Source organism: Pseudomonas sp. GW822-FHT07A10 (genome assembly GCF_058798795.1).
The window spans coordinates 38,034-56,418 of sequence record NZ_JBXAKV010000014.1 but is presented as its reverse complement, the minus strand read 5'-3'; the positions used below and the strand labels follow the sequence as shown (position 1 = coordinate 56,418).

Genomic DNA, 18,385 nt, shown 5'->3' with positions numbered 1-18,385 from the left:
ATGAGTTGTAGATGTGTCGCTCGTCATCCTTTTAACCAGCCGTCGTTCTTGTGCAAGTACCAGGCGAATGTGCCAAGGGTCAGGCTGCGCAGCATCATGAACAACAGGAAGGTTATCCACAGTCCATGGTTGCCCAAGCCTTGCAGCATCCAGGCGAAGGGCAGCAGCAGGATCACGGTCAACAGCATGCCGTTGCGCATTTCCCGGGCGCGGGTGGCGCCGATGAACAGGCCGTCGAGCAGGTAACTCCAGACCGCAATCAGCGGCAGCGCGGCGAGGTACGGCAGATAGATGAAGGCGGTGTCGCGCACGCTCTGGATGTTGGTCTGCATCTGGATGAACAGGTGCCCGGCGAACAGAAACAGCAGGGCAAACCCCAGGCTTGCCAGCAACGACCAGCCGCACGCCACCACCAGTGAGCGGCGCAGGGCATCACGGTCGCGAGCACCGATGGCGTGTCCGCACAGGGCTTCCACGGCGTGGGCCAGACCGTCCAGCGCATGAGCGGTCAGCAGCAGGCCGTTGAGCAGCAGCGCATTGGCGGCGACCGTGGCATCGCCCAGTCGTGCACCCTGCACGGTGATCAGGAAGAACACCGACTGCAACGCCAGGCTGCGGATGAAAATGTCGCGGTTGACCGCCAACAATGGGCGCCAGCTCTGCCACAACGCCAATGCGGCCCAGGCGATATGGCCGGGATAAGCGCGCAGGGCTTTGCGGGTCATGAACAGGCCGATCAACGCGCCGGTCCACTCGGCGATCACCGAGGCCCGTGCCGCGCCGACCACGCCCCACTCCAAGCCGAGCACAAACCACAGGTTGAGTGCGATGTTGACCAGGTTGGTGCTCAGCAGAATCGCCAGCGGAGCCCGTGCATTCTGGGTGCCGAGAAACCAGCCGACCAGCGCATAGCTGGCCAGCGCCGCCGGCAGGCCGAACAGCCGTGTGTGGAAGAACTCGCGGGTCAGTTGATCCAGCTCTGCCGACGGTTGCATGAAGTGCAACGCGACCCCGCTCAACGGCACACCCAACGCCCCCAATAGAATGGCCAGGCCCATGGCCAACAATAGACCTTGCAGCAAAATCTGCCGCAACGCAGCGCCATCCCCGCGCCCGGCAGCCTGGGCGGCGAACCCGGTGGAGCCCATGCGCAGAAAGCCCATGGCCCAGGCGAGAAAGGTATACAGACTGGCGCCCACCGCGACGGCGCCGAGCTGATGAGCATAGGGCAGGTGACCGATGACGGTACTGTCGACCAGTGCCACCAGCGGTACGGAAATGTTCGAGAGAATCATCGGGGCGGCGAGCGCCCAGACGCGGCGATGGGTCGGACGGTCGCGCCAGTCGGCAATCAGGTTGGACATGCAGGCTCCTTGGGGGCGCCTGCATTGTAGCGACGAACTCGGAATTCGCACCGATCCATTGTGGAAGCGAGCCTGTGTGGCAGCCTTAGTGAATGATCCAGCTCAGCAACCACAACCCCAGCAGCAACCAGATAATCCCCATGATGATCGACGCGTTCATGAAGGCGCGGATCGCCGCCCACAGCAGCATCAGCCCGAGGATCAAGGTGATGATGCTGATGATCGAAGTGTCCATGCCCAATGCCTGGGCTAGCCCATCGACAAAATTGCTGCTGGCGTTGCTCAACAGGTTGAACAGGCCACTGAGGGTATCGATGATAAAACGGATGACCGAACCGATTGCCTGGCCGAGCCATTCGAAAAAGCTGTCTACCTGCATGTGTACGTCCTGATGGAGTGGTGGCGTGGTTGCCGGATCCGAGCCTTGGGCTATTGATCGTGCTCCCGGGTTCCCGTGGAAGCTGCCGAAGGCTGCGATTTTTTTGAGTATGGCGCAAGTACGCAGGTACAACGCTGCCACTTGCCTTCACCCGTCATCCCCCTGAAGCTATACGCCTTCAGGAGAGCCCGATGAACCTTGTTGAACTGACCGAACGCCTGCACGCCATTCGTGACCGCAATGACTGGCGGCAATTTCACAGCCCGAAAAACCTGGCCATGGCCGCGAGCGTGGAAATGTCCGAGCTGGTGGAAATCTTCCAGTGGCTGACCGAAGACCAGTCGCGCCAGTTGCCGGCGGACAAACTGGCCCATGCCGGGCAGGAAATCGGCGACATCGTGCTGTATTTACTGCTGCTGTGCAGCGAGTTGGGACTGGACATGAATGAAGTGGTACGCAACAAGCTCGCGGACAGCGAACGGCGGTTCAGCTGATGAGCGACCGTCATTTCGATCAGTTGGCGACCCGCTTCGCTGAAAAAATCTACGGTGGCGCCAAAGGGGCGATCCGCCTCGCGGTGCTGCAGGCCGACCTGGCCGAAACCCTGCCGGACCGCCCGTTGCGCGTACTGGACATCGGTGCCGGCCTGGGCCACATGTCGTTGTGGCTGGCCCAGCGCGGTCACCAGGTGACCCTGGCCGAACCCGCCGAGCCGATGCTTGAAGGCGCTCGCCAGCGTTTTGCCGAAGCCGGGCAGACCGCGACATTCATTCAGGCGCCGTGGCAGGAGTTGCTTGGTCAGCTCACCGAACCCTACGACCTGGTGCTGTGCCATGCCGTGCTGGAATGGCTGGCCGAACCCCATGCGATTTTGCCGGTGTTGCATCAGCTGACGAAGCCGGATGGCTGGCTGTCCCTGGCGTTCTATAACCGCGATGCGCTGATCTACCGCAACCTGCTCAAGGGCCACTTCCGCAAGATGCGCAAGAACGACATGGCTGGCGAGAAGCAGAGCCTGACGCCGCAACAGCCGCTTGATCCACGGGAGCTGGCAGCGCAACTTGAGGGTCTGTGGCGGGTCGAAACCCAGAGTGGAGTGCGGGTTTTTCACGACTACATGCCGGTGGAATTCCAGGCCCGCGCCGAACTGCTCGACTTGTTGGAAATGGAATTGGCTCACCGCCGTCACCCAAGCTTCGCCGGGCTTGGGCGCTACTTGCACTGGATCTGTCGGCCGATCTGACCGGAGTGCGCAATGAAAAGTCGTTCAGGGTTACTGGTGATCTGTCTGGGGTTGGCGGCCTGTCAGGGCGACAACCCTTACATCGCGACGTCCAATCCCCTGCCACCGGCACCGCCCCAGGCCGCCGGCACTTTCGACCGCAGCGCCTACCCGGCGGCGCCACGGGATTACGGTCGCTACCGCAGCTGGGCCTGGCTCAACGGGCGCCTGCCTGCGGGCACGGCCTGGGCCGATTCGGAGCAGGTGGCCGAAGTCGTCAGCAATGCCCTAGACCAGCGCGGCTTGCGCCCACTGCACGACAACCGCCCGGCGGACCTGTTGGTCAGCGCCGACCTGCATCTGGAAACCCGCTTGCGTCAGGTGCAGGACGGCTCTGGTTACGGTGGCGGCTATGGCGGCGGGTATTACGGCGGTGGTTACAACCGCTACGGCACGGGTTACGGCATGTACAACAGCGTGCCGGTCGTCCGTACTTATCAGGTACAGGTTGTGGTGGTGCGGGTCGATCTGTTCGACGCGAGCACCGGTCAACCGGTGTGGAGTGCCAGTGCCGAAACCAGCAGTCAGGGCAACCAGAGCGAACGTGCCGATGCCCTGCGCGAAGCTGTCGAAAAGGCCATGTCGGCGTATCCTCCTAGTTAGCTCCCTATTAAGGGAGCGCCCCGCAGGTGCATGTCTTCAATCGGAGAAAAATCATGTTCCGCCGTCTCGTTTTACTGGCCATCGCCGCGCTGCTCACTGCCTGCGCCGCCAACGAGGTCAATCATGACTTCGATGCCAGCCGCGACTTTGCCGCCTATCGCAGCTGGAGCTGGAAAGAGCCCGCCGTGCAATACCGTCCCGACGACCCAAGGATCAAGAGTGACCTGACCGAGCAACGCATCCGCCAGGCCGTTGCCGATCAACTGGATCAGCGTGGCTTGCGTCCGGCCGCCGCCGGCGCCAAGGCAGACCTTAAGGTGCAGACCTACCTGATCGTTGAAGATCGCCAGCAACAAGTGACCACCTCCTATGGCGGCGGTTATGGTGGCCCATGGAACGGCTACTGGGGCGGGCCGATGTACAACGAAACCCGCAACGTCAGCTACAAGGTGGCGACCATCCAGATCGACCTGCTCGATGGCAAGGACGGCAAACTGGTGTGGCGCGGCAGCGACGAGCAGACCCTCAGCCGCACACCCAAGCCAGAGGACCGCAGCAATACGATACGCCAGACGGTTGGGCGCATATTGGCTAACTATCCACCGCGCTGAACCCTGAACTAACCAACACCACAGCCCCCTGTAGGGCGAGCCTGTGGCGAGGGGGCTTGCCCCCGTTCGGCTGCGAAGCAGTCGTAAAACCAGTCACCACTTTCTAAGTTCAAGATTGTGGTTGCTGGTTTTAGGGGGGGCTTCGCGCCCCAACGGGGGCAAGCCCCCTCGCCACACACGCCCCACAATAAGCCCATTCCCACATGGAGTTTTTGTTGGTGGAGTGGCTAGTTGCCAGCAATCCGGCAAACCCTTGTCTACACTGCTGTTCATCAATGGAGGTAGCCCTCGGCGGTGTGCCGGCAAAGGAGTGCGCCATGTCTCCCTGCTTGCAGTTTCGTAGCCCGGCCCGGCAACGGGGAGCGATCGGTTTGATGGCAGTGCTGACCCTCGGCATGGCCCTGGTGTTCCTGCTGATCGTGGTCGACAGTGGCCGCTTGTACCTGGAGAAACGCAGCTTGCAGCGGATAGCCGACATGGCCGCACTGGAGGCTGCCACGCGCAACGGTGATTGCGCCGTGGGTGCCAGCGCTACCGCCTATGCCACCGCCAGCGTAAACCGCAACGGCTTCACCCTTCCTGACCCCACGCGCAGCCTGGCGGTAGCCTGTGGCACCTTGAGCCTGGACGCCAACAGTCTTCGGGTTTTTGTGGCTAACCCAAGCAGCAGCGAAGCCATTCGGGTGATCGTCAGTCATTCAGTGCCGCAGAGTTTCGCCGGTGGCGTTGGCGCCCTGTTCGGCGGTGCGCCGGCCGGGGCCACCCTCAACCTGACGGCGACCGCCGTTGCGGCGCTGCCGCCACCGCTGGCATCGCTGACCCTGCGCACCACAGCGCTGAGCATCGATAGCAGCAAGTCGGCTACCCTCAATGCGCTGTTCGGCGGTTTGCTCGGCGGCAGTCTGAACGTGTCCGTGGCAGGGTGGGATGGGTTGGTGAACACCAACATCAGCCTGTTGGGTTACCTTGATCGACTGAAGGTCGACCTCGGCCTCAACGCCGCCGGGTATAACCAGGTATTGGGCGCTTCGGTGGCCGTCAGCCAATTGATCCAGACCGCCGTCAATGTGCTGGACCCCGGCGGCACCCTCGGTGCGACGGCGACCATTGTCGGTCTACAAGCCCTCAAGGTGGCCGCTGGCTCCACGACTGTGGTGTTGGGCAATCTGCTGCACGTCGAGAACGGCAGCGACGTCTCAACGTTCGCGACGACTGTGAGTGTGTTCAACCTGATCGAAGGCGTCGTGCAACTGGCCAACAAGAAAAACGGTGTGGTGGCAACGGTGCCGATCAATCTGGTGGGCCTGGCGCAAATCACCGCTCGGGTGCAGGTACTGGAGCCGCCGCAACTCTCCGCGATCGGCAATCCGAAAAACGCCGCGCTGGATCCGCTGGGGCCCAATCGGATCTACGTGAGAACCGCACAGCTTCGCACGTTGTTGTCGATCGACTTGCCGGCGCTGGACGCCATCGCGGCGCTGGTCAATGCCGCGGCGGATCTGGCAGGACCGCTGACCAACACCCTCAACGCCTTGCTCAATCTCGACCTGGTGGCGGTGCTCAATTCACTGACCTGTGCCATCGGCGTGCCCTGTCAGACGCCCGACGTCATCGTGCTACCGGGGCCGATACGGCTCGACGTGGCGCTGGACGTCGCCAGTGCCGATAGTTACGTCACGGCTTACAGCTGCATCAGCAACACCAACAAAACCCTGACCACCAACACCAGCGCATCGCTGGTGAACCTGAAAATCGGCCGGATCGATGCCGCCAGTATGTTCGGCAGCAACACCGCACCACCGACGGTCACGGTGCTGCCGTTGAAACTGATCGATATCGGGATCAAAACCTGTCGCAGGTTTTTGTTCGTGCCCATCACCTGCGATCCGCGTGTGCCAGGCGTCGGTGGTGGCATCGATGTCGTTGCCGACACCAGTGTGGCGGCGAACACCAACATGCCCCATGTCTATTCCGCACCACCGGCCAACAGCCTGCCGGACATCAACCAGCCGCCGTTTTACTACTCATTTTCCACCAGCAGCATTGTCAGCAACTTGCTCAACACCCCGGTCAACCTTCACGTCGATATGTATGGCCCGTCAGGCAGTCTCGTCGGCGGTCTGGGGGCGATCCTGAGCAGCGTGACCAGTTTGCTGGTCAGCGCAATCAACGGCGTGCTCAACCCGTTGCTCGACAGTCTGATCAACACTGTGCTGATAAGCCTTGGGGTCGACTTGAACAAGGTCGACGTCGGCGCCAACCTCAGTTGTCACTCAGGGCGCGCGTCGCTGGTGATCTGATCGCCCGGGACAATCGGCAACTCGATGCAGAATCGCGCGCCTTCGGCCGCGTTTCTTACGCTCAACCGTCCGCCCATGTTCTCGACGATGCCGTAACTCACCGACAACCCGAGCCCAGTACCGACGCCCACCGGTTTGGTGGTGAAGAATGGCTCGAAAATCCGCTCCAGCAACCGTGGGTCGATGCCGCCGCCGTTGTCCTCGACCCACAGCCGCACTGAATGCTCATCACGTTCGGCGTACAGCGAAATCCACGGTTTGAACGCCGGGTCGGCCTCGCGTTTGCTCAGCAGCGCATCCCGTGCATTGACCATCAGGTTGATCAGCACCTGTTCCAGCTGATCGACGTAACCGCGCACCTGCACATCAAAACCGCTCTCGCTGACCCGCAGCTCAATGCCTTTGCCGCGCAGGCCTTCGGACAGCAGCGCCAGCGTGCCCTCGATGGCTTGAACCGGATTGAACGGCTGCTGCTCGACCTCCGAACGCCGGCCGAACACCCGCATGTGATCCACCACCTTCGCGGCGCGCTGGACTTGTGCGTCGATGCGATTGAGCTTGTCAGTCAGGTAATCGATTTGCGCATCGCCATTGCTCAGGCGCTTGAGCACATTGACAATGGCCATGCGCATCACGTTCAGCGGCTGATTGATCTCATGGGCAAGCCCAGTGGCCATTTCGCCGAGGGTGGCCATTTTCGCGCTCTGGGTAAGCTGCTGCTGGGCGCGCCTGACCTCAGTGTTGTCGCGGCCCACGGCCTGAATTTCCAGCAAACGACCCTGGTCGTCGAACACGCCGCGATCCGACCAGACCCACCAGGCGTGTTCCCGTCCCGGCAGTTGCAGGTTGATCTCCGCAGTGCTGACCGGGAACTCCGGGCTCAGTCGACTGAGGCGCTGGAGGAACGCTTCGCGCTGCTCCGACGACATCCAGCTGCCCAGGTTCACCCCCGGCAGCTGCTCGGGTTGGCATTCCAGATAGGTCGCCAGAGGCCGGTTGCCGAAGGTCAGCGTCAGGTCGGGGCGGTAGCGGCAGATCATCGCCGGGGAGTCTTCCACCAGGATCCGGTAGCGCTCTTCACTCTGTTTGACTTTCTCGGTGGCCAGGGTCGCCTCGGTGACATCCAGCCACAGGCCCACGGCCTCCACCGGCAACCCGAGGTCATCGCGCAGCAGTTTGGCTTCGTCGAGCAGCCAGTGGTAATCGCCGTGACTGTCGCGCAGTCGATATCGGGCGCTCACCGAACCCTCGCGCAGCAGTTGCCGGGTACGCTCGAAATAGCCGTCGCGGTCTTCAGGATGGACCCGCTCCACCAGCGAGCCTGCGGCGCAGTCGGCGAGCGACCAACCGAGCAGCGGCAACAGGCTGTCGCTGAAAAACGTCGGTTGCAGCGCCCCTTCGACATAGCGCTGCACGTAGATCACCGCCGGTGAACTGGCGATCAGGTTGTCCAGCCGGGCATGGGCGGCAGCGGCGTTCTGCTGTTGGTTTTTGATGTCGCTGATGTCGAGCATGAAACCCACCAGCCGGCGGTTTTTACCGATGCCCAACGCCTGGCCTTGCAGTCGATACCAGATCGGCGCTTGCGCCGTGTCGGGGCGATGCAGACGTACGCACAACAGCAACGGCGCGCCTTCGTCTTGCAAGGATTGCAGGCGAATCGTCAGCTCTTCACGGTCGGCGGGATGAATCTGTTCGAGCCAGTCGTGCAGCGGAAAACGAGTGCTCGCAAGGTTCAGCGTACTGGCGAGCGACGGCGCCAATTGCACCTCGGCATGGTCGCTGAAGAGCTCCCACCAACCGGTGCCGAGCAAGGCTTGCAGAGATTCCAGCCGCTCCAGTTGCAGGTGGTGCTGATGCTCGCGCAAGCGCTCAAGCAGCGGGCCGGCCAGGGCGGCGGTGAGTTGCAACCAGTCGCGCTCGCTCAAGTCGGGAGCACGTTCTTGCACCGGGTAGAAACCACAGAGCAACCACGCGACCACGCCCAGAGCATTGCGATAGGGCACCGCGAACCCTTCGGTATTGCCGAAGATGCTTTGCAGGCGTGGGTGCTCGCTGGGTGTCAGCTGTTGGGGGACTGAGCCATTCAAACTGTCGAGGCCGGTGCCCAGGCGTTGATGGGTTTCCCACAACCTTGGTGCATCGAAGGCCGCGTACTGCTGGTGAATCAACCAACCCTCGGCCTGTTCATCGAGCAAGGCCATGGCCATGCACGGAATCTGAAAACGCTGGGCCAGGCCTTGCAGTTGTTCGGCCAGTACCTCGGGCAGGCGCGTCAGGCTGCACAGGCGCAACTGCTCGCTGACCTGCGCCGCGAGCAACTGGCACTGTTCACGACTGCGCGCTTGTCGACGTTCGAGCAACAGATCGCCGATGTCGATCAACTGCAACAACCATTCTTCGCCCAACGGCTGCACCCAGCCGCGCAAGTGCAGCGGTTGCCCGGCGAGACTAAAAAAGTCCAGGTCCAGATTTTGTCCCTGCCACTCGGCCGGCGTGCCTTCGACCGACAGGGCGCTATGGGGCATGAGGTAATCGAGCAGGTGCGGTGACTGCGCGTCGGGTATCTGTTGCGCCAGCAGATGCCGCAACGGACCGCTCAGCTGAATCACTCGACCTTCATCATTCAGATGCAGCTGCAAGCCGACACGTTGCACGCTCGCAGGGTCTGGCGTGTTCGGGGTCTGTGGCGGATGGCGATTGAGCAGACGCCCGAAGAGTTTGTCCCCGGAGCTCAAAACTGCAGGCTCGATTGGGCCGTGAGGGTCGGCGGCAGATTGGGCACCGAACCGATTCCCGGCAGTACCAGAAACGGCAGCACTTGATTCAGTTTACTGGTGGGGTAGTTGATGCTGACCGTCAGCACGCCGCCGGTGTAGGTGGCGCTGGCGTCGGTGGCCACGTTGAAGTTCAGCGCGGCGGGAATCCAGGCCAGCTGCCGGGTCAGTTCGGTGGTGGCAACGGTTCGCACGGCGGTGTCGTAATTGGCGGTGCTTGGGTCCAGCGCCACGCTGCGGCGCACCGCTTCAGCCGTGGACTTATTGAACGATTGCATCAGTAACAGCGGCAGGCTGTAACTGACCAATCCATAAAACACGGCGAAAAAAATCACGAACACCAAGGCGAACTCAATCGCCACGGCACCTTTTTGTTGGCGGGGGAGGCCTGTTTTCATGAGTGCGTCTACCCTGACAATTACTGCGTAGTGTCAGCATAGAATCATTCAGCCAAAACGGACGTTTTTTACCGGATGCAGAGCCTTGTCCTACTCATCTGGCTGACGCTTTGCGCAGCACAGGATGCCCGAGAACGCCACATCGGCAACGGCCTGACCGTTGGCGCAGGTGTGCTGGCGCTTATCTATCTATTGTGGACAGGGACTACGTGGCTGGGGGCCGAGGCGGTGCAGGGCGGCGGGGCTTTGTTGTTGGCATTGGCCTTCACCTTGCCCGGTTATGCAGTGCGACGCATGGGGGCAGGCGACGTGAAGCTGATGGCGACGCTGGGCCTTGCGACGGACGGTACGCACCTGCTCGGCGGTTTCATCGGCGCTGGGGTGGCCAGTGTGCTCTGGCTGCTGCTGGCGCCAAGACTCTGGCTGCATATGGGGCAGGGGCTTAGGGCGCGTCTTCGTTACCTGGAGCCTGGGACGTCAAAAAAGCAGCCCTTTGCGCCATTCGTGCTGGTGGGTGTGCTGCTCACACTGGCCTGGATGCATTAATCGCAGGCGTCCCCTGTTCTATGTACATAGTTGGAAAGTGCGTCTACTTTCAAAACTGTTGTTGTACAGCCTGTGGTGTCGGTGCAGGAGCAGCCAAGCCAGACTTGGCATGGAGTGGCACGTGAACAAGCTTACCTCGGCAGTAAAAGTTCTTGTGGTTGATGATGAGCCGTTGATTGTCGAAGAGCTTTGCGAGTTCATCGAGCTCAATGGTTATCGCTGCGTGCCTTGCGTCTCTGGCCATCAGGCGATCGAGCGTTTCAGCGAAGACGTGAATATCGGCTTGGTGTTGTGTGATTTGCAGATGCCTGACATGGATGGCATCCAGCTTGTCCAGGCGCTGCAGCGGTTGTCGGGCAAGCACCGGGCGTTCGAGGCGATCATGCTCACCGGGTATGCGAACAAGCAGGATGTGATCAAGGCTTTGCGTATCGGGTTCGCCGATTACTATCAGAAGCCGATTGATCTGGCTGAGTTGCTCGAAGGTTTGCAGCGTCAGGAGGTGGCCTTGCAGGAGCGGCAGAGAAATCTGCAGTTGGGGCATTTGAGTCAGAAGCTGCAGTATCTTTGTGAATCGATCGATGAGCTTTATCAGGATCTGGACAAGGTTCGTCGGGGGGCGTCCCCGGAACCTGTGTCAGGTTCGGTTGACAGTGTGGTCGGTGAACCGGAGCGGGTGGTGGGGATGCCGGCGGTGTTCAATCAGTTGTCGCCGCGGCAGTTGGAGGTGGCGCAGTTGGTGGGCAAGGGGCAGACCAATTATCAGATTGCCTGTGAGTTGGGGATTACCGAGAACACGGTGAAGCTTTATGTGTCGCAGGTGTTGCGGTTGACGCATATGCATAATCGTACGCAGGTGGCGTTGGCGTTGTCGCCCGGGAATGCTGGGGGGCGGCGGGTTTCTGCGCACTGATCTTGGCGGCCTTTGGGCCGACCATGTTCTTGTTGGTGGTGTGTACATATCCGTTGCTGCGGTAACGGCTACTTATGGTTTCGCCCTTACGGCGAGGCACTTTTGGCAAACGCCCCAAAAGTACCCAAAAGGTCTCGCCCCAAGCGTACGGCCCCTCGCTAAGGCTCGGCGTTCCTTCGCTCCGGTATCCATCTGGGGGCATCGCCCTACGGTTGGCTTCGCTTCAACCTACATGCGATGTGTTCGACTGCGTCGAACGGCGCTGCGCGCCAATCCCCAGATGAACACCTCCACTCAGCCTCCCGAAGGGGCGGGTGGATCAAGATCAAAAGCGGCAGGCGAGCTAACGCTCGGCCTGTAGTTTGGCGGGTGTACGCCGCTCCCCTGTAGGAGCTGCCGAAGGCTGCGATCTTTTGATCTTGGCGGCCTGACAGCCGACCTATCTCTCCCAGACATACGCCGACCCACTTGTAGGAGCGAGCGGTGCGGCGATCCGACTTGCCCGCGAAGGCGACCTTACAGGCAACGATGTTTATTGGTCGGTAAAAACGTCAGAACCTTCCCACATGTTTTTCAGGTTGCCCGTCGGAAGCGGCGTCTCTAGCCTTTGTCCGTCGCTGACAATTCAGCGACCGGGCGTCGCGGCTCGATTCTTGAGGCATAATCGCTCCACCGAACAACAACACTTTTTGGTGTCTGTCGTTTCGTGTCATGGCGACTGTGCGCGGGATACCTTCGGGTATGCCGAGCAAGCCTCAGGGGTCGGTCCGCGAACCCGCGTACAGCTGCCACCCCAAATTGCGTCGCGGCAATTTGGAAGTGGCTCCATTTCATCCCGGAGGTGTAATCATGTTCAAAGCCACACCAAATCCCCCTGAAACTGACGACGTTTCCCCCTACGAATCCCCTGATTCCAAAAAACTCAACGAAGCCGCCGAACGCGCGCTCGACCACTACCTAAAACCACCACCCAAACAACCCGAAGGCCGCAAACCAAGCAGGATGTTTCTGGTCGCCCCGGACATGGACAACGAAAGCCTGCTCGCTCATGTCTGCGAGTCACTGGCCTCAGCCAGCGTCATGACCAGCGACATTGCTGCGTATGTCGACGCCCCACAGCGGCATACGCTCCTGGCGATTCAGCAGGTGATCATGCTGGCCGAGCTGGCGGTGAATCGGGTGCTGGATAACGTCGACGTACCAAAACCCGCGCCACACTGCTAACCCCCTTGTAGGCGCGAGCCTGTGGCGAGGGGGCTTGCCCCCGTTTGAGTGCGTAGCACTCACAAGATCTTTGGACCACCAGAGATTTTTGGGCAGCTTCGCAGCCCAACGGGGGCAAGCCCCCTCGCCACAGGCTCGCTCCTACAGGATTGTCGGTCTTTCAAGAACCAAACGCCCGCGCCAGCGCGGTGAAGCTTGGTCCGGCCAGCACGATCAGCAATGCCGGGAAGAGAAACAACATCATCACCACGGACATTTTTGCGGACATCTTGGAGATGTATTCCTGCAAGCGTGTCAGGCGTCGGTCATCGAGCAGCAGCTTGAGCCCCAGCAGTGATTTCATCGCGCCGCCGCCCTGGTGAATCAGTTGTTGAAGGATCACGCAGGTGTCGGTGAATTCGTCCACCGCGAGCAATTGGGTGGCCTTGTTCAGTTCTTCGCCCAGTTCCAGACCGGAATCGACCCGCGCCAGTATCAGGCGCAATTCGTGGGTCAGGGCTGGTAGCAGTTGTTTGCTTTCGATGCTCAACACTCGCAGGGACTGTTCCACCGCCATGCCGGATTCGAACAGGATGCGCAGCAGTGGAATGAAGGTTGATACCTCGATCGCCAGTTGTTTTTGCCGCTGCTGCGCGGCGGCGGCGAGTAAGCGTTTGGGCAGCAGGTAGCCGAGGGCGGTGGCGAGGGTTGGAGTGATCCAGTGGTTGTTCACCTGCGGGAAGAACAGGCCCTGGATCAACAGGCACAGGGCCAACGCCAGCACCGGTGTGCCGATCTGGAAGGCGGCGAACAGCGAGCGTTGTCGGGCGCTGCGCCAGCCGAGGCGGTTGAGCAGGGTCTGGGTTTCGTTGTCCAGTTGGATCGAACGCTGACCGATGCGGCTGTCGCCCAGCAGTTGTAGCCAGTGACTGACGCGATGGTCGCTCAGCGGTTTGCCGTCCAGCCGTTGGGCCACCTGGCGCGCACGCCGGTGCTGGTCCAGCAGGCCGCTGAGCAGCAACAGCGTGGCCGCCAGAAACAGCAGTGCGCTCAGCAGCAGGGCGATTTTCATACGCTTCGCAACATGCGCCACAGCGCCAGGCAGCCGACGACCTGCAAGCCGAACGCGGTCGCCAGCATCATTTGTCCCGAGCCGCTGTTCCACATGGCCAGCAGGTATTTCGGATTGGACACCAAAAAGTAACCGGCAAGCCCCACAGGCATCAGGCCCAGGACCACGGCGGTGACGCGGGTTTCGCCGGTCATGGCGCGCAGTTGGCGCGCCGCCTGGTCTCGTTCGCGGATCATTTTGATCAGGTTTTCAAACAGCTCACTGGCATTGCCGCCGTAGCGGTGATTGACCTTCAGGCCCAGCGCGAACAGGCGAAATTCGTCTTTCTCATACAGCTCGGCGAGGTCTGAAACGGCGTCCGGCAGGCTGACGCCCAAGTGCACGTTGCGCTGAACCCGACCCATGGCGTCTTTGAGTGGCGCTTCGGCGGCGTTGATGGCGCCCAGCACTGCATCGGCCAGGGTGCGTCCGGACTTCAGGCTGCGCACGGTGTGGTCGAGCAGCGTCGGCAGTTGTTCGATCATGCGCTTGAGTCGGCGCTGATAACGCCAACTGATGTACAGCCGCAGAGCGAGGGGCGGCACCAGCAGCAACATCAACAAACCGATCCAGCCCGCGAGGGCAAACCCCAGCAGGACGCCCAAGGCCCAGAGCAGCAGCCACGACCCGATACGTTCGGTGGGACGGCCGAGGCCGGCGCGTAGAAAGGCTCGTTCCAGGCCAGACCAGGATGATTTCGCCACCGTCAGTTGCGGTTGCCCCTGGGTCAGGCGGCCGAGGGTTCGGTCGATGCCGGCCTGGCGCAGACTGTTGTAGAACAAACGGATCGACACCCCCAACAGCGTCAGACAAAGCAGGATGAGCAGCGCCGGTTTGAGCATGCCGTGACCCTCAATATGCCAAGGGAGAGAGCGCCGACTCGCGACGCAGTTTGTCGCCGGCGGGGTTGGCTGCCTCGCGCAGAAAACCGCGGCCGGTGTGTCGGTCGAAGCGGAACAGGGTGTTGGTCACGTAGACGTCGTCACGAATACCGACGACCTCCACCACTTCGCTGATGCAGCGGCGGCCATCGGGCAGGCGCGTCAGTTGGATCACTACGTCCAGCGCCGCGCAAATCATTTGCCGCAGGGTGCGTTCGGCGATGAGCCGCCCGGTCAGGCCCACCAGCGTCTCCAGGCGCAACAGCGCATCCTGGGCGTTGTTGGCGTGCACGGTGCTCATGGAGCCGTCGTGCCCGGTGTTCATGGCGGTGAGCACGTCGACCACTTCGACGCCGCGAATCTCGCCGAGGATGATCCGGTCCGGGCGCATCCGCAGCGCGTTGCGAATCAGGTCGCTGGCCTTCACTTCGCCGTGGCCTTCGGCATTCGGCGGTCGGGTTTCCAGGCGTACCACGTGAGGATGGCCGAGTTGCAGTTCGGCGACGTCTTCGATGGTGACCAGCCGTTCGTGAGGGGCGATCAATTGGCTGAGAATGTTCAGCAGTGTGGTCTTGCCGGTGCCGGTACCGCCGCTGACCAGGATGTTGCAACGCTTGCCCACGGCCTCCTGAATGAACTCGAAGATCGCCTGGTCGATGGTTTGCATCGCCATCAGGTCGGTGCTTTTGAGCATGTCCTTGCGGAACTTCCGAATCGACAGGCATGGGCCGTCGAGGGCGATCGGTGGAATGATCGCGTTGACCCGACTGCCATCGGGCAGGCGCGCATCGACCATCGGCGAAGACTCATCGAGCCGTCGGCCGAGGGGCGCGAGAATTCGTTGCATGACCCGCTCGACGTGGTGGTCGTCGATGAACCGCAGGTCACTGAGGTGCAACACTCCCTCACGTTCGACGAACACCCGGTGCGGGCCGTTGACCAATATCTCGGTCACCGCCGAGTCGCGCAGCAGCACTTCCAGCGGACCGAAACCGGTGAGTTCGTCGACGATTTCTTCCGCCAGCCGTTCCATCTCGTAGCGGGAAATCGCCAGGTGCAGACGGGCGATGTACTCGGCGACTTTGTCGGTGACGAACTGCGACAGCATGGGCCGCGACCCTTCCAGCAGGTTTTTCCCGGACTCTTCGATGGCGTCGATGATGTAGCGGTGCAGCACCAGCTTCAGGCCTTCGTGGTCGGTATTGCCGGTCGGCCCGTGCGAGGGCGCGCCGAAGAGTTTTTCCCCGCTCATTGCACGCCCCTCAACCGGTTGAACCAGCCGGCCTTGGGTTTATCCAGGCTTTCGGAGCGTTTGGCCAGCCATTCGCCGAGGGCACGCAGGCTTTGCGTCAGGCCCTCGCGCGGGGCCAGTTCGAACAGGCTTAGCCCCTGATTCTTGGCGTTGAGCCGCACTTCCGGGCTGTAGGCAAACACCGCGATCACCTCCATGCCGAAAGTTTTGCCCAAGGTGTCGGAGTCCGGCGCGACGCTGCGCAGGTAGCGGTCCACCAGCAGTCTGGCGTGGTCGAGCTTCAGGCCTTTTTCGCGCCAGCGGCTGAGCACCTCAAGGTTGCGTCGGCAGTCGAGCACGTTTTGATCGGTGTACCACAGCAACTTGTCGCAATGGCTGATGAAGGTGCGCAATGCTTCACTGTCCGACTGGCCGGTGAGGTTCACCACGATGTGCTGGAAATGTTGGCGCAAGGCACTGAGCAGCATGTACAGCTCGGCGGCGCTGGTCTGTTCGAGCGGTTCATCGTTGCTGGCGTAGGCGAGGATTCGCAGCCCGACGTCGCAGGTGGTGAAGGCGCTGTCGATCAGCGTTGCGTCGAGGCGCCTGAGGTGACGCAATGCATCGCCGAAATGAAACGAACTCTCCAGGCCCAGCAAGGCCAGGCTGTCGCCACGGGGCAATCCCAGATCCAGCAACAGTGTTTGCTGGCCGCTCTTTTGCACCACGTGCGCCAGGTGGCTGGCGAGCAACGCGCCGTCGCCATTGCTCTGCGCGCCGTAAAGTACGGTCAGGCCACCTTGTGAAACCTGTTGTGTGTTCGGCGCCACGGTCGGCAGGCGTTTACTCAGGCGTCGCACCAGGCCGGCGACTTCACTGGACCGCGAGCCGTAAGAGACAAAATCCCGCGCTCCGGCGCGCATGGCATTGAGCACCAGTTGGTTGTCCATGCCATCGCCCAGGGCCACGATCGCCAGCATCGGTTTGGCTTCCAGGGCTCCCTCGATCAACGCGCTCTGGGCCACCACATGCTCATGGTCCAGGCCCACGAACACCAGGCTGGCGAAGGTCACGTCCACCAGCGTCAGGAGCTCGTCGAGGTTGCCGCCACCGGCGCTGATCACCCGGCCCAAAGGGGCGAGCGCCCCTTGCAGCCACTCCAAGTCGGTGCTGTTGCGTGTGATCGCGAGGAAGGTCTGGCTCAGGTTCTGGCTTTGGCTCATTGCGATAATCCGTCGTGTTTATCGACGTGGCCGTTTTCGCGGAAGTGCGGCGTGAAACATCTGCGCATGGAGAGTCCTCGCTCGATTCAGGGCGTTTGTTGGGTGACGGCATTGCCGCGAATGACTTCCACGCTCGGCTTGCGCGGTGCTGCGCCTCTGGGGGTGGGGGATTGTGGAGTGCCGGCCAGGGCCAGTTGACTGAACTGCACCAGCTCGCGGTTGGCGTTGGCCAGGCTCGCCGATGAGTCACCACGGCCGGCCCAGTATTGGCTCAGGCGTTGTTCCTCGGCGCTGCGCACAGCCAGACGCAAAACCCCGACCTGTGCCGCGAGCATCAGGCGGCTCAAGAGGGATTCAGGGACGGCAAGCAACACGGTGCGGGCGCTGGAACGCAGTTGTTCCTGCTTGAGTTTCTCTTCATGGCTGAGTGCCGGGTTGGCAGGCTTGCCATCGTTCGTCAGCCCCAACTGCTCGCCGACCCCGAGTACGCGCAACGCCGGGACCACGACCTGGGCCGACTGCTGGAGGTTGTTGGTGTCCATGCGCAGAAACAGCAGGACGTCGACATAGTCGCCGGGGCTCAATTGGCCGCCGACATTGATCACATCATCCGCCGCCACGGCGAGGGCGCGTTCATCGGCGCGGATCATCCGCGCCAGCGTACCGCCGGCTTCGAAACTCTGATCATTGAGCCAGCTGCCGGCGGTGAGCGCGTGCCAGGGTGTACGGCCAATGGCTTGATCGAGACGGGTCAGGCTGCCGACGGGGGCAGTACGCAGTTTTTCCAGGGTCACGTCGGCGGCGGTGATCTGCTCGAACGGTGCGATATCACGCAGCAGCACCACCACCGGTTGGCGGGTCGGGTCATCCACCGAGACCTGTATCGAGGGCGTTGATGTGCCGATTTGCGCGACAGGCTCGGGGGCCGGTTGGCGACTCAGCGCCAGCCCCCAGTAACCGGCAATGATGGCGCCTGCCAGGAACAGCCCGGCCAGGCCAAGGGTGACGCGGCTGTTCATGAAGGCTTTCTCCCTTTCCTGCGCGTAACGCCCCCAAGAACTCTAACGAGATGACTTCGCAATCAGGCAGTCATGAGCGTGGGACTGTTTCGCTATTTGACGGTAGCGCAGGTAAAGCAAAATGCCATCACAGGGCGATAAATATCTGACAAAAGTAACGGGCTGATGCCCAAAGTACTGTTTTGTGACGTTAATCAACCGGTTACTGCTTAAGTATTAATGCGTTCTTACAGTTGTTGGGCATGGGTTTGCCGACAATGCTGATGCTGGCATAGGGGCATCATGTTGCGGTCGTGCAACATCCGCTGTCATTCAGGAGACATGTCATGTTCTTCACTAAGACGGTTCAGAAGATCAAATCCCACATCGCTTTTTACAAAGACCTTGCCGAAGACACCGAAGGCGCTTCGGGCATCGAGTACGCGATCATTGCAGGCATGGTGGCACTCGCGCTTGCGGCGTTTGTGACACCCATCTCCACGAGGGTCTCCGCAATGTTTCTCACGCTTCAAAACGCGCTTTGATTTGAAGGCTGGCAATGGGC

At 61.4% G+C, this 18,385-nt stretch carries 18 protein-coding genes; 9 read left to right on the top strand and 9 right to left on the bottom strand.

Annotation, left to right across the window (positions count from 1 at the left end; genetic code table 11):
* Positions 1 to 23 precede the first annotated feature (23 nt).
* On the bottom strand, positions 24 to 1,364 hold the full coding sequence (locus tag AC1RL4_RS22025) for an MATE family efflux transporter (RefSeq protein ID WP_019582280.1): 1,341 nt from the start codon (positions 1,362 to 1,364) through the stop codon (positions 24 to 26).
* 85 nt (positions 1,365 to 1,449) lie between these two features.
* A complete protein-coding gene (locus AC1RL4_RS22020; RefSeq protein ID WP_019582281.1) occupies positions 1,450 to 1,743 on the bottom strand; it encodes a hypothetical protein in 294 nt (97 codons plus the stop codon).
* 191 nt (positions 1,744 to 1,934) lie between these two features.
* Here AC1RL4_RS22020 and AC1RL4_RS22015 point away from each other — a divergent pair, with 191 nt between their 5' ends.
* The 5 genes from AC1RL4_RS22015 to AC1RL4_RS21995 all read left to right on the top strand — a co-directional run bounded on the left by AC1RL4_RS22015 (position 1,935) and on the right by AC1RL4_RS21995 (position 6,539).
* Complete coding sequence (locus AC1RL4_RS22015; RefSeq protein WP_007937232.1) at positions 1,935 to 2,237, top strand: MazG-like family protein; 303 nt, start codon at positions 1,935 to 1,937, stop codon at positions 2,235 to 2,237.
* Positions 2,237 to 2,986, top strand: coding sequence for a methyltransferase domain-containing protein (locus AC1RL4_RS22010; protein WP_019582282.1), 750 nt, complete (start codon positions 2,237 to 2,239; stop codon positions 2,984 to 2,986). Before AC1RL4_RS22015 ends, AC1RL4_RS22010 begins: the two co-directional genes overlap by 1 nt.
* Before the next feature lie 12 nt (positions 2,987 to 2,998).
* Positions 2,999 to 3,628 (top strand): DUF4136 domain-containing protein, encoded by a 630-nt coding sequence (locus AC1RL4_RS22005; RefSeq protein ID WP_028940121.1) that lies wholly within the window; start codon positions 2,999 to 3,001, stop codon positions 3,626 to 3,628.
* A gap of 53 nt (positions 3,629 to 3,681) precedes the next feature.
* Positions 3,682 to 4,239, top strand: coding sequence for a DUF4136 domain-containing protein (locus AC1RL4_RS22000; RefSeq protein WP_111455263.1), 558 nt, complete (start codon positions 3,682 to 3,684; stop codon positions 4,237 to 4,239).
* A gap of 317 nt (positions 4,240 to 4,556) precedes the next feature.
* Positions 4,557 to 6,539 carry a pilus assembly protein TadG-related protein gene (locus AC1RL4_RS21995; RefSeq protein ID WP_230175434.1) on the top strand — a complete coding sequence of 661 codons (1,983 nt, stop codon included), beginning with the start codon at positions 4,557 to 4,559 and terminating at the stop codon, positions 6,537 to 6,539.
* On the opposite strand, the gene AC1RL4_RS21990 is transcribed toward AC1RL4_RS21995, so the two are convergent.
* Positions 6,509 to 9,277 carry a PAS domain-containing sensor histidine kinase gene (locus AC1RL4_RS21990; protein WP_230175437.1) on the bottom strand — a complete coding sequence of 923 codons (2,769 nt, stop codon included), beginning with the start codon at positions 9,275 to 9,277 and terminating at the stop codon, positions 6,509 to 6,511. The genes AC1RL4_RS21995 and AC1RL4_RS21990 overlap by 31 nt on opposite strands.
* Positions 9,274 to 9,714: a TadE/TadG family type IV pilus assembly protein gene (locus tag AC1RL4_RS21985; RefSeq protein WP_096481240.1), complete on the bottom strand. Its 441-nt coding sequence runs from the start codon at positions 9,712 to 9,714 to the stop codon at positions 9,274 to 9,276. Before AC1RL4_RS21985 ends, AC1RL4_RS21990 begins: the two co-directional genes overlap by 4 nt.
* Positions 9,715 to 9,789: 75 nt before the next feature.
* Between AC1RL4_RS21985 and AC1RL4_RS21980 the strand changes: the two genes are divergently transcribed.
* From AC1RL4_RS21980 to AC1RL4_RS21970, 3 genes are all read left to right on the top strand, one after another.
* Positions 9,790 to 10,260, top strand: a complete 471-nt coding sequence (locus AC1RL4_RS21980; protein ID WP_028940117.1) for a prepilin peptidase — start codon at positions 9,790 to 9,792, stop codon at positions 10,258 to 10,260.
* 121 nt (positions 10,261 to 10,381) lie between these two features.
* Positions 10,382 to 11,173: a response regulator transcription factor gene (locus AC1RL4_RS21975; protein ID WP_275406296.1), complete on the top strand. Its 792-nt coding sequence runs from the start codon at positions 10,382 to 10,384 to the stop codon at positions 11,171 to 11,173.
* Between the two features lie 849 nt (positions 11,174 to 12,022).
* Complete coding sequence (locus AC1RL4_RS21970; RefSeq protein ID WP_019582286.1) at positions 12,023 to 12,397, top strand: DUF6124 family protein; 375 nt, start codon at positions 12,023 to 12,025, stop codon at positions 12,395 to 12,397.
* Between the two features lie 160 nt (positions 12,398 to 12,557).
* Here the strand turns inward: AC1RL4_RS21970 and AC1RL4_RS21965 are convergent, their stop codons facing one another.
* From AC1RL4_RS21965 to cpaB, 5 genes are all read right to left on the bottom strand, one after another.
* Positions 12,558 to 13,448 carry a type II secretion system F family protein gene (locus AC1RL4_RS21965; RefSeq protein ID WP_204123875.1) on the bottom strand — a complete coding sequence of 297 codons (891 nt, stop codon included), beginning with the start codon at positions 13,446 to 13,448 and terminating at the stop codon, positions 12,558 to 12,560.
* Complete coding sequence (locus AC1RL4_RS21960; RefSeq protein ID WP_230175439.1) at positions 13,445 to 14,329, bottom strand: type II secretion system F family protein; 885 nt, start codon at positions 14,327 to 14,329, stop codon at positions 13,445 to 13,447. Before AC1RL4_RS21960 ends, AC1RL4_RS21965 begins: the two co-directional genes overlap by 4 nt.
* 10 nt (positions 14,330 to 14,339) lie before the next feature.
* Entirely contained in the window at positions 14,340 to 15,620 is a 1,281-nt protein-coding gene (locus AC1RL4_RS21955) for a TadA family conjugal transfer-associated ATPase (RefSeq protein WP_204123873.1), read from the bottom strand.
* A complete protein-coding gene (locus AC1RL4_RS21950; RefSeq protein WP_230175441.1) occupies positions 15,617 to 16,822 on the bottom strand; it encodes a CpaE/TadZ family protein in 1,206 nt (401 codons plus the stop codon). Before AC1RL4_RS21950 ends, AC1RL4_RS21955 begins: the two co-directional genes overlap by 4 nt.
* Positions 16,823 to 16,908: 86 nt before the next feature.
* Positions 16,909 to 17,841: a Flp pilus assembly protein CpaB gene (gene cpaB, locus AC1RL4_RS21945; RefSeq protein ID WP_019582291.1), complete on the bottom strand. Its 933-nt coding sequence runs from the start codon at positions 17,839 to 17,841 to the stop codon at positions 16,909 to 16,911.
* Between the two features lie 326 nt (positions 17,842 to 18,167).
* Between cpaB and AC1RL4_RS21940 the strand changes: the two genes are divergently transcribed.
* Complete coding sequence (locus AC1RL4_RS21940) at positions 18,168 to 18,365, top strand: Flp family type IVb pilin (protein WP_230175451.1); 198 nt, start codon at positions 18,168 to 18,170, stop codon at positions 18,363 to 18,365.
* The last annotated feature ends 20 nt before the right edge of the window (positions 18,366 to 18,385 follow it).

Coding starts and splice junctions, on each gene's coding strand:
- AC1RL4_RS22005 (WP_028940121.1), top strand. CDS start 2,999: ATGAAAAGTCGTTCAGGGTTACTGGTGATCTGTCTGGGGTTGGCGGCC.
- AC1RL4_RS22020 (WP_019582281.1), bottom strand. CDS start 1,743: ATGCAGGTAGACAGCTTTTTCGAATGGCTCGGCCAGGCAATCGGTTCG.
- AC1RL4_RS22000 (WP_111455263.1), top strand. CDS start 3,682: ATGTTCCGCCGTCTCGTTTTACTGGCCATCGCCGCGCTGCTCACTGCC.
- AC1RL4_RS22025 (WP_019582280.1), bottom strand. CDS start 1,364: ATGTCCAACCTGATTGCCGACTGGCGCGACCGTCCGACCCATCGCCGC.
- AC1RL4_RS21960 (WP_230175439.1), bottom strand. CDS start 14,329: ATGCTCAAACCGGCGCTGCTCATCCTGCTTTGTCTGACGCTGTTGGGG.
- AC1RL4_RS21970 (WP_019582286.1), top strand. CDS start 12,023: ATGTTCAAAGCCACACCAAATCCCCCTGAAACTGACGACGTTTCCCCC.
- AC1RL4_RS22010 (WP_019582282.1), top strand. CDS start 2,237: ATGAGCGACCGTCATTTCGATCAGTTGGCGACCCGCTTCGCTGAAAAA.
- AC1RL4_RS21985 (WP_096481240.1), bottom strand. CDS start 9,714: ATGAAAACAGGCCTCCCCCGCCAACAAAAAGGTGCCGTGGCGATTGAG.
- AC1RL4_RS21980 (WP_028940117.1), top strand. CDS start 9,790: ATGCAGAGCCTTGTCCTACTCATCTGGCTGACGCTTTGCGCAGCACAG.
- AC1RL4_RS21965 (WP_204123875.1), bottom strand. CDS start 13,448: ATGAAAATCGCCCTGCTGCTGAGCGCACTGCTGTTTCTGGCGGCCACG.
- AC1RL4_RS21955 (WP_204123873.1), bottom strand. CDS start 15,620: ATGAGCGGGGAAAAACTCTTCGGCGCGCCCTCGCACGGGCCGACCGGC.
- AC1RL4_RS21940 (WP_230175451.1), top strand. CDS start 18,168: ATGTTCTTCACTAAGACGGTTCAGAAGATCAAATCCCACATCGCTTTT.
- AC1RL4_RS21995 (WP_230175434.1), top strand. CDS start 4,557: ATGTCTCCCTGCTTGCAGTTTCGTAGCCCGGCCCGGCAACGGGGAGCG.
- AC1RL4_RS21950 (WP_230175441.1), bottom strand. CDS start 16,822: ATGAGCCAAAGCCAGAACCTGAGCCAGACCTTCCTCGCGATCACACGC.
- AC1RL4_RS22015 (WP_007937232.1), top strand. CDS start 1,935: ATGAACCTTGTTGAACTGACCGAACGCCTGCACGCCATTCGTGACCGC.
- cpaB (WP_019582291.1), bottom strand. CDS start 17,841: ATGAACAGCCGCGTCACCCTTGGCCTGGCCGGGCTGTTCCTGGCAGGC.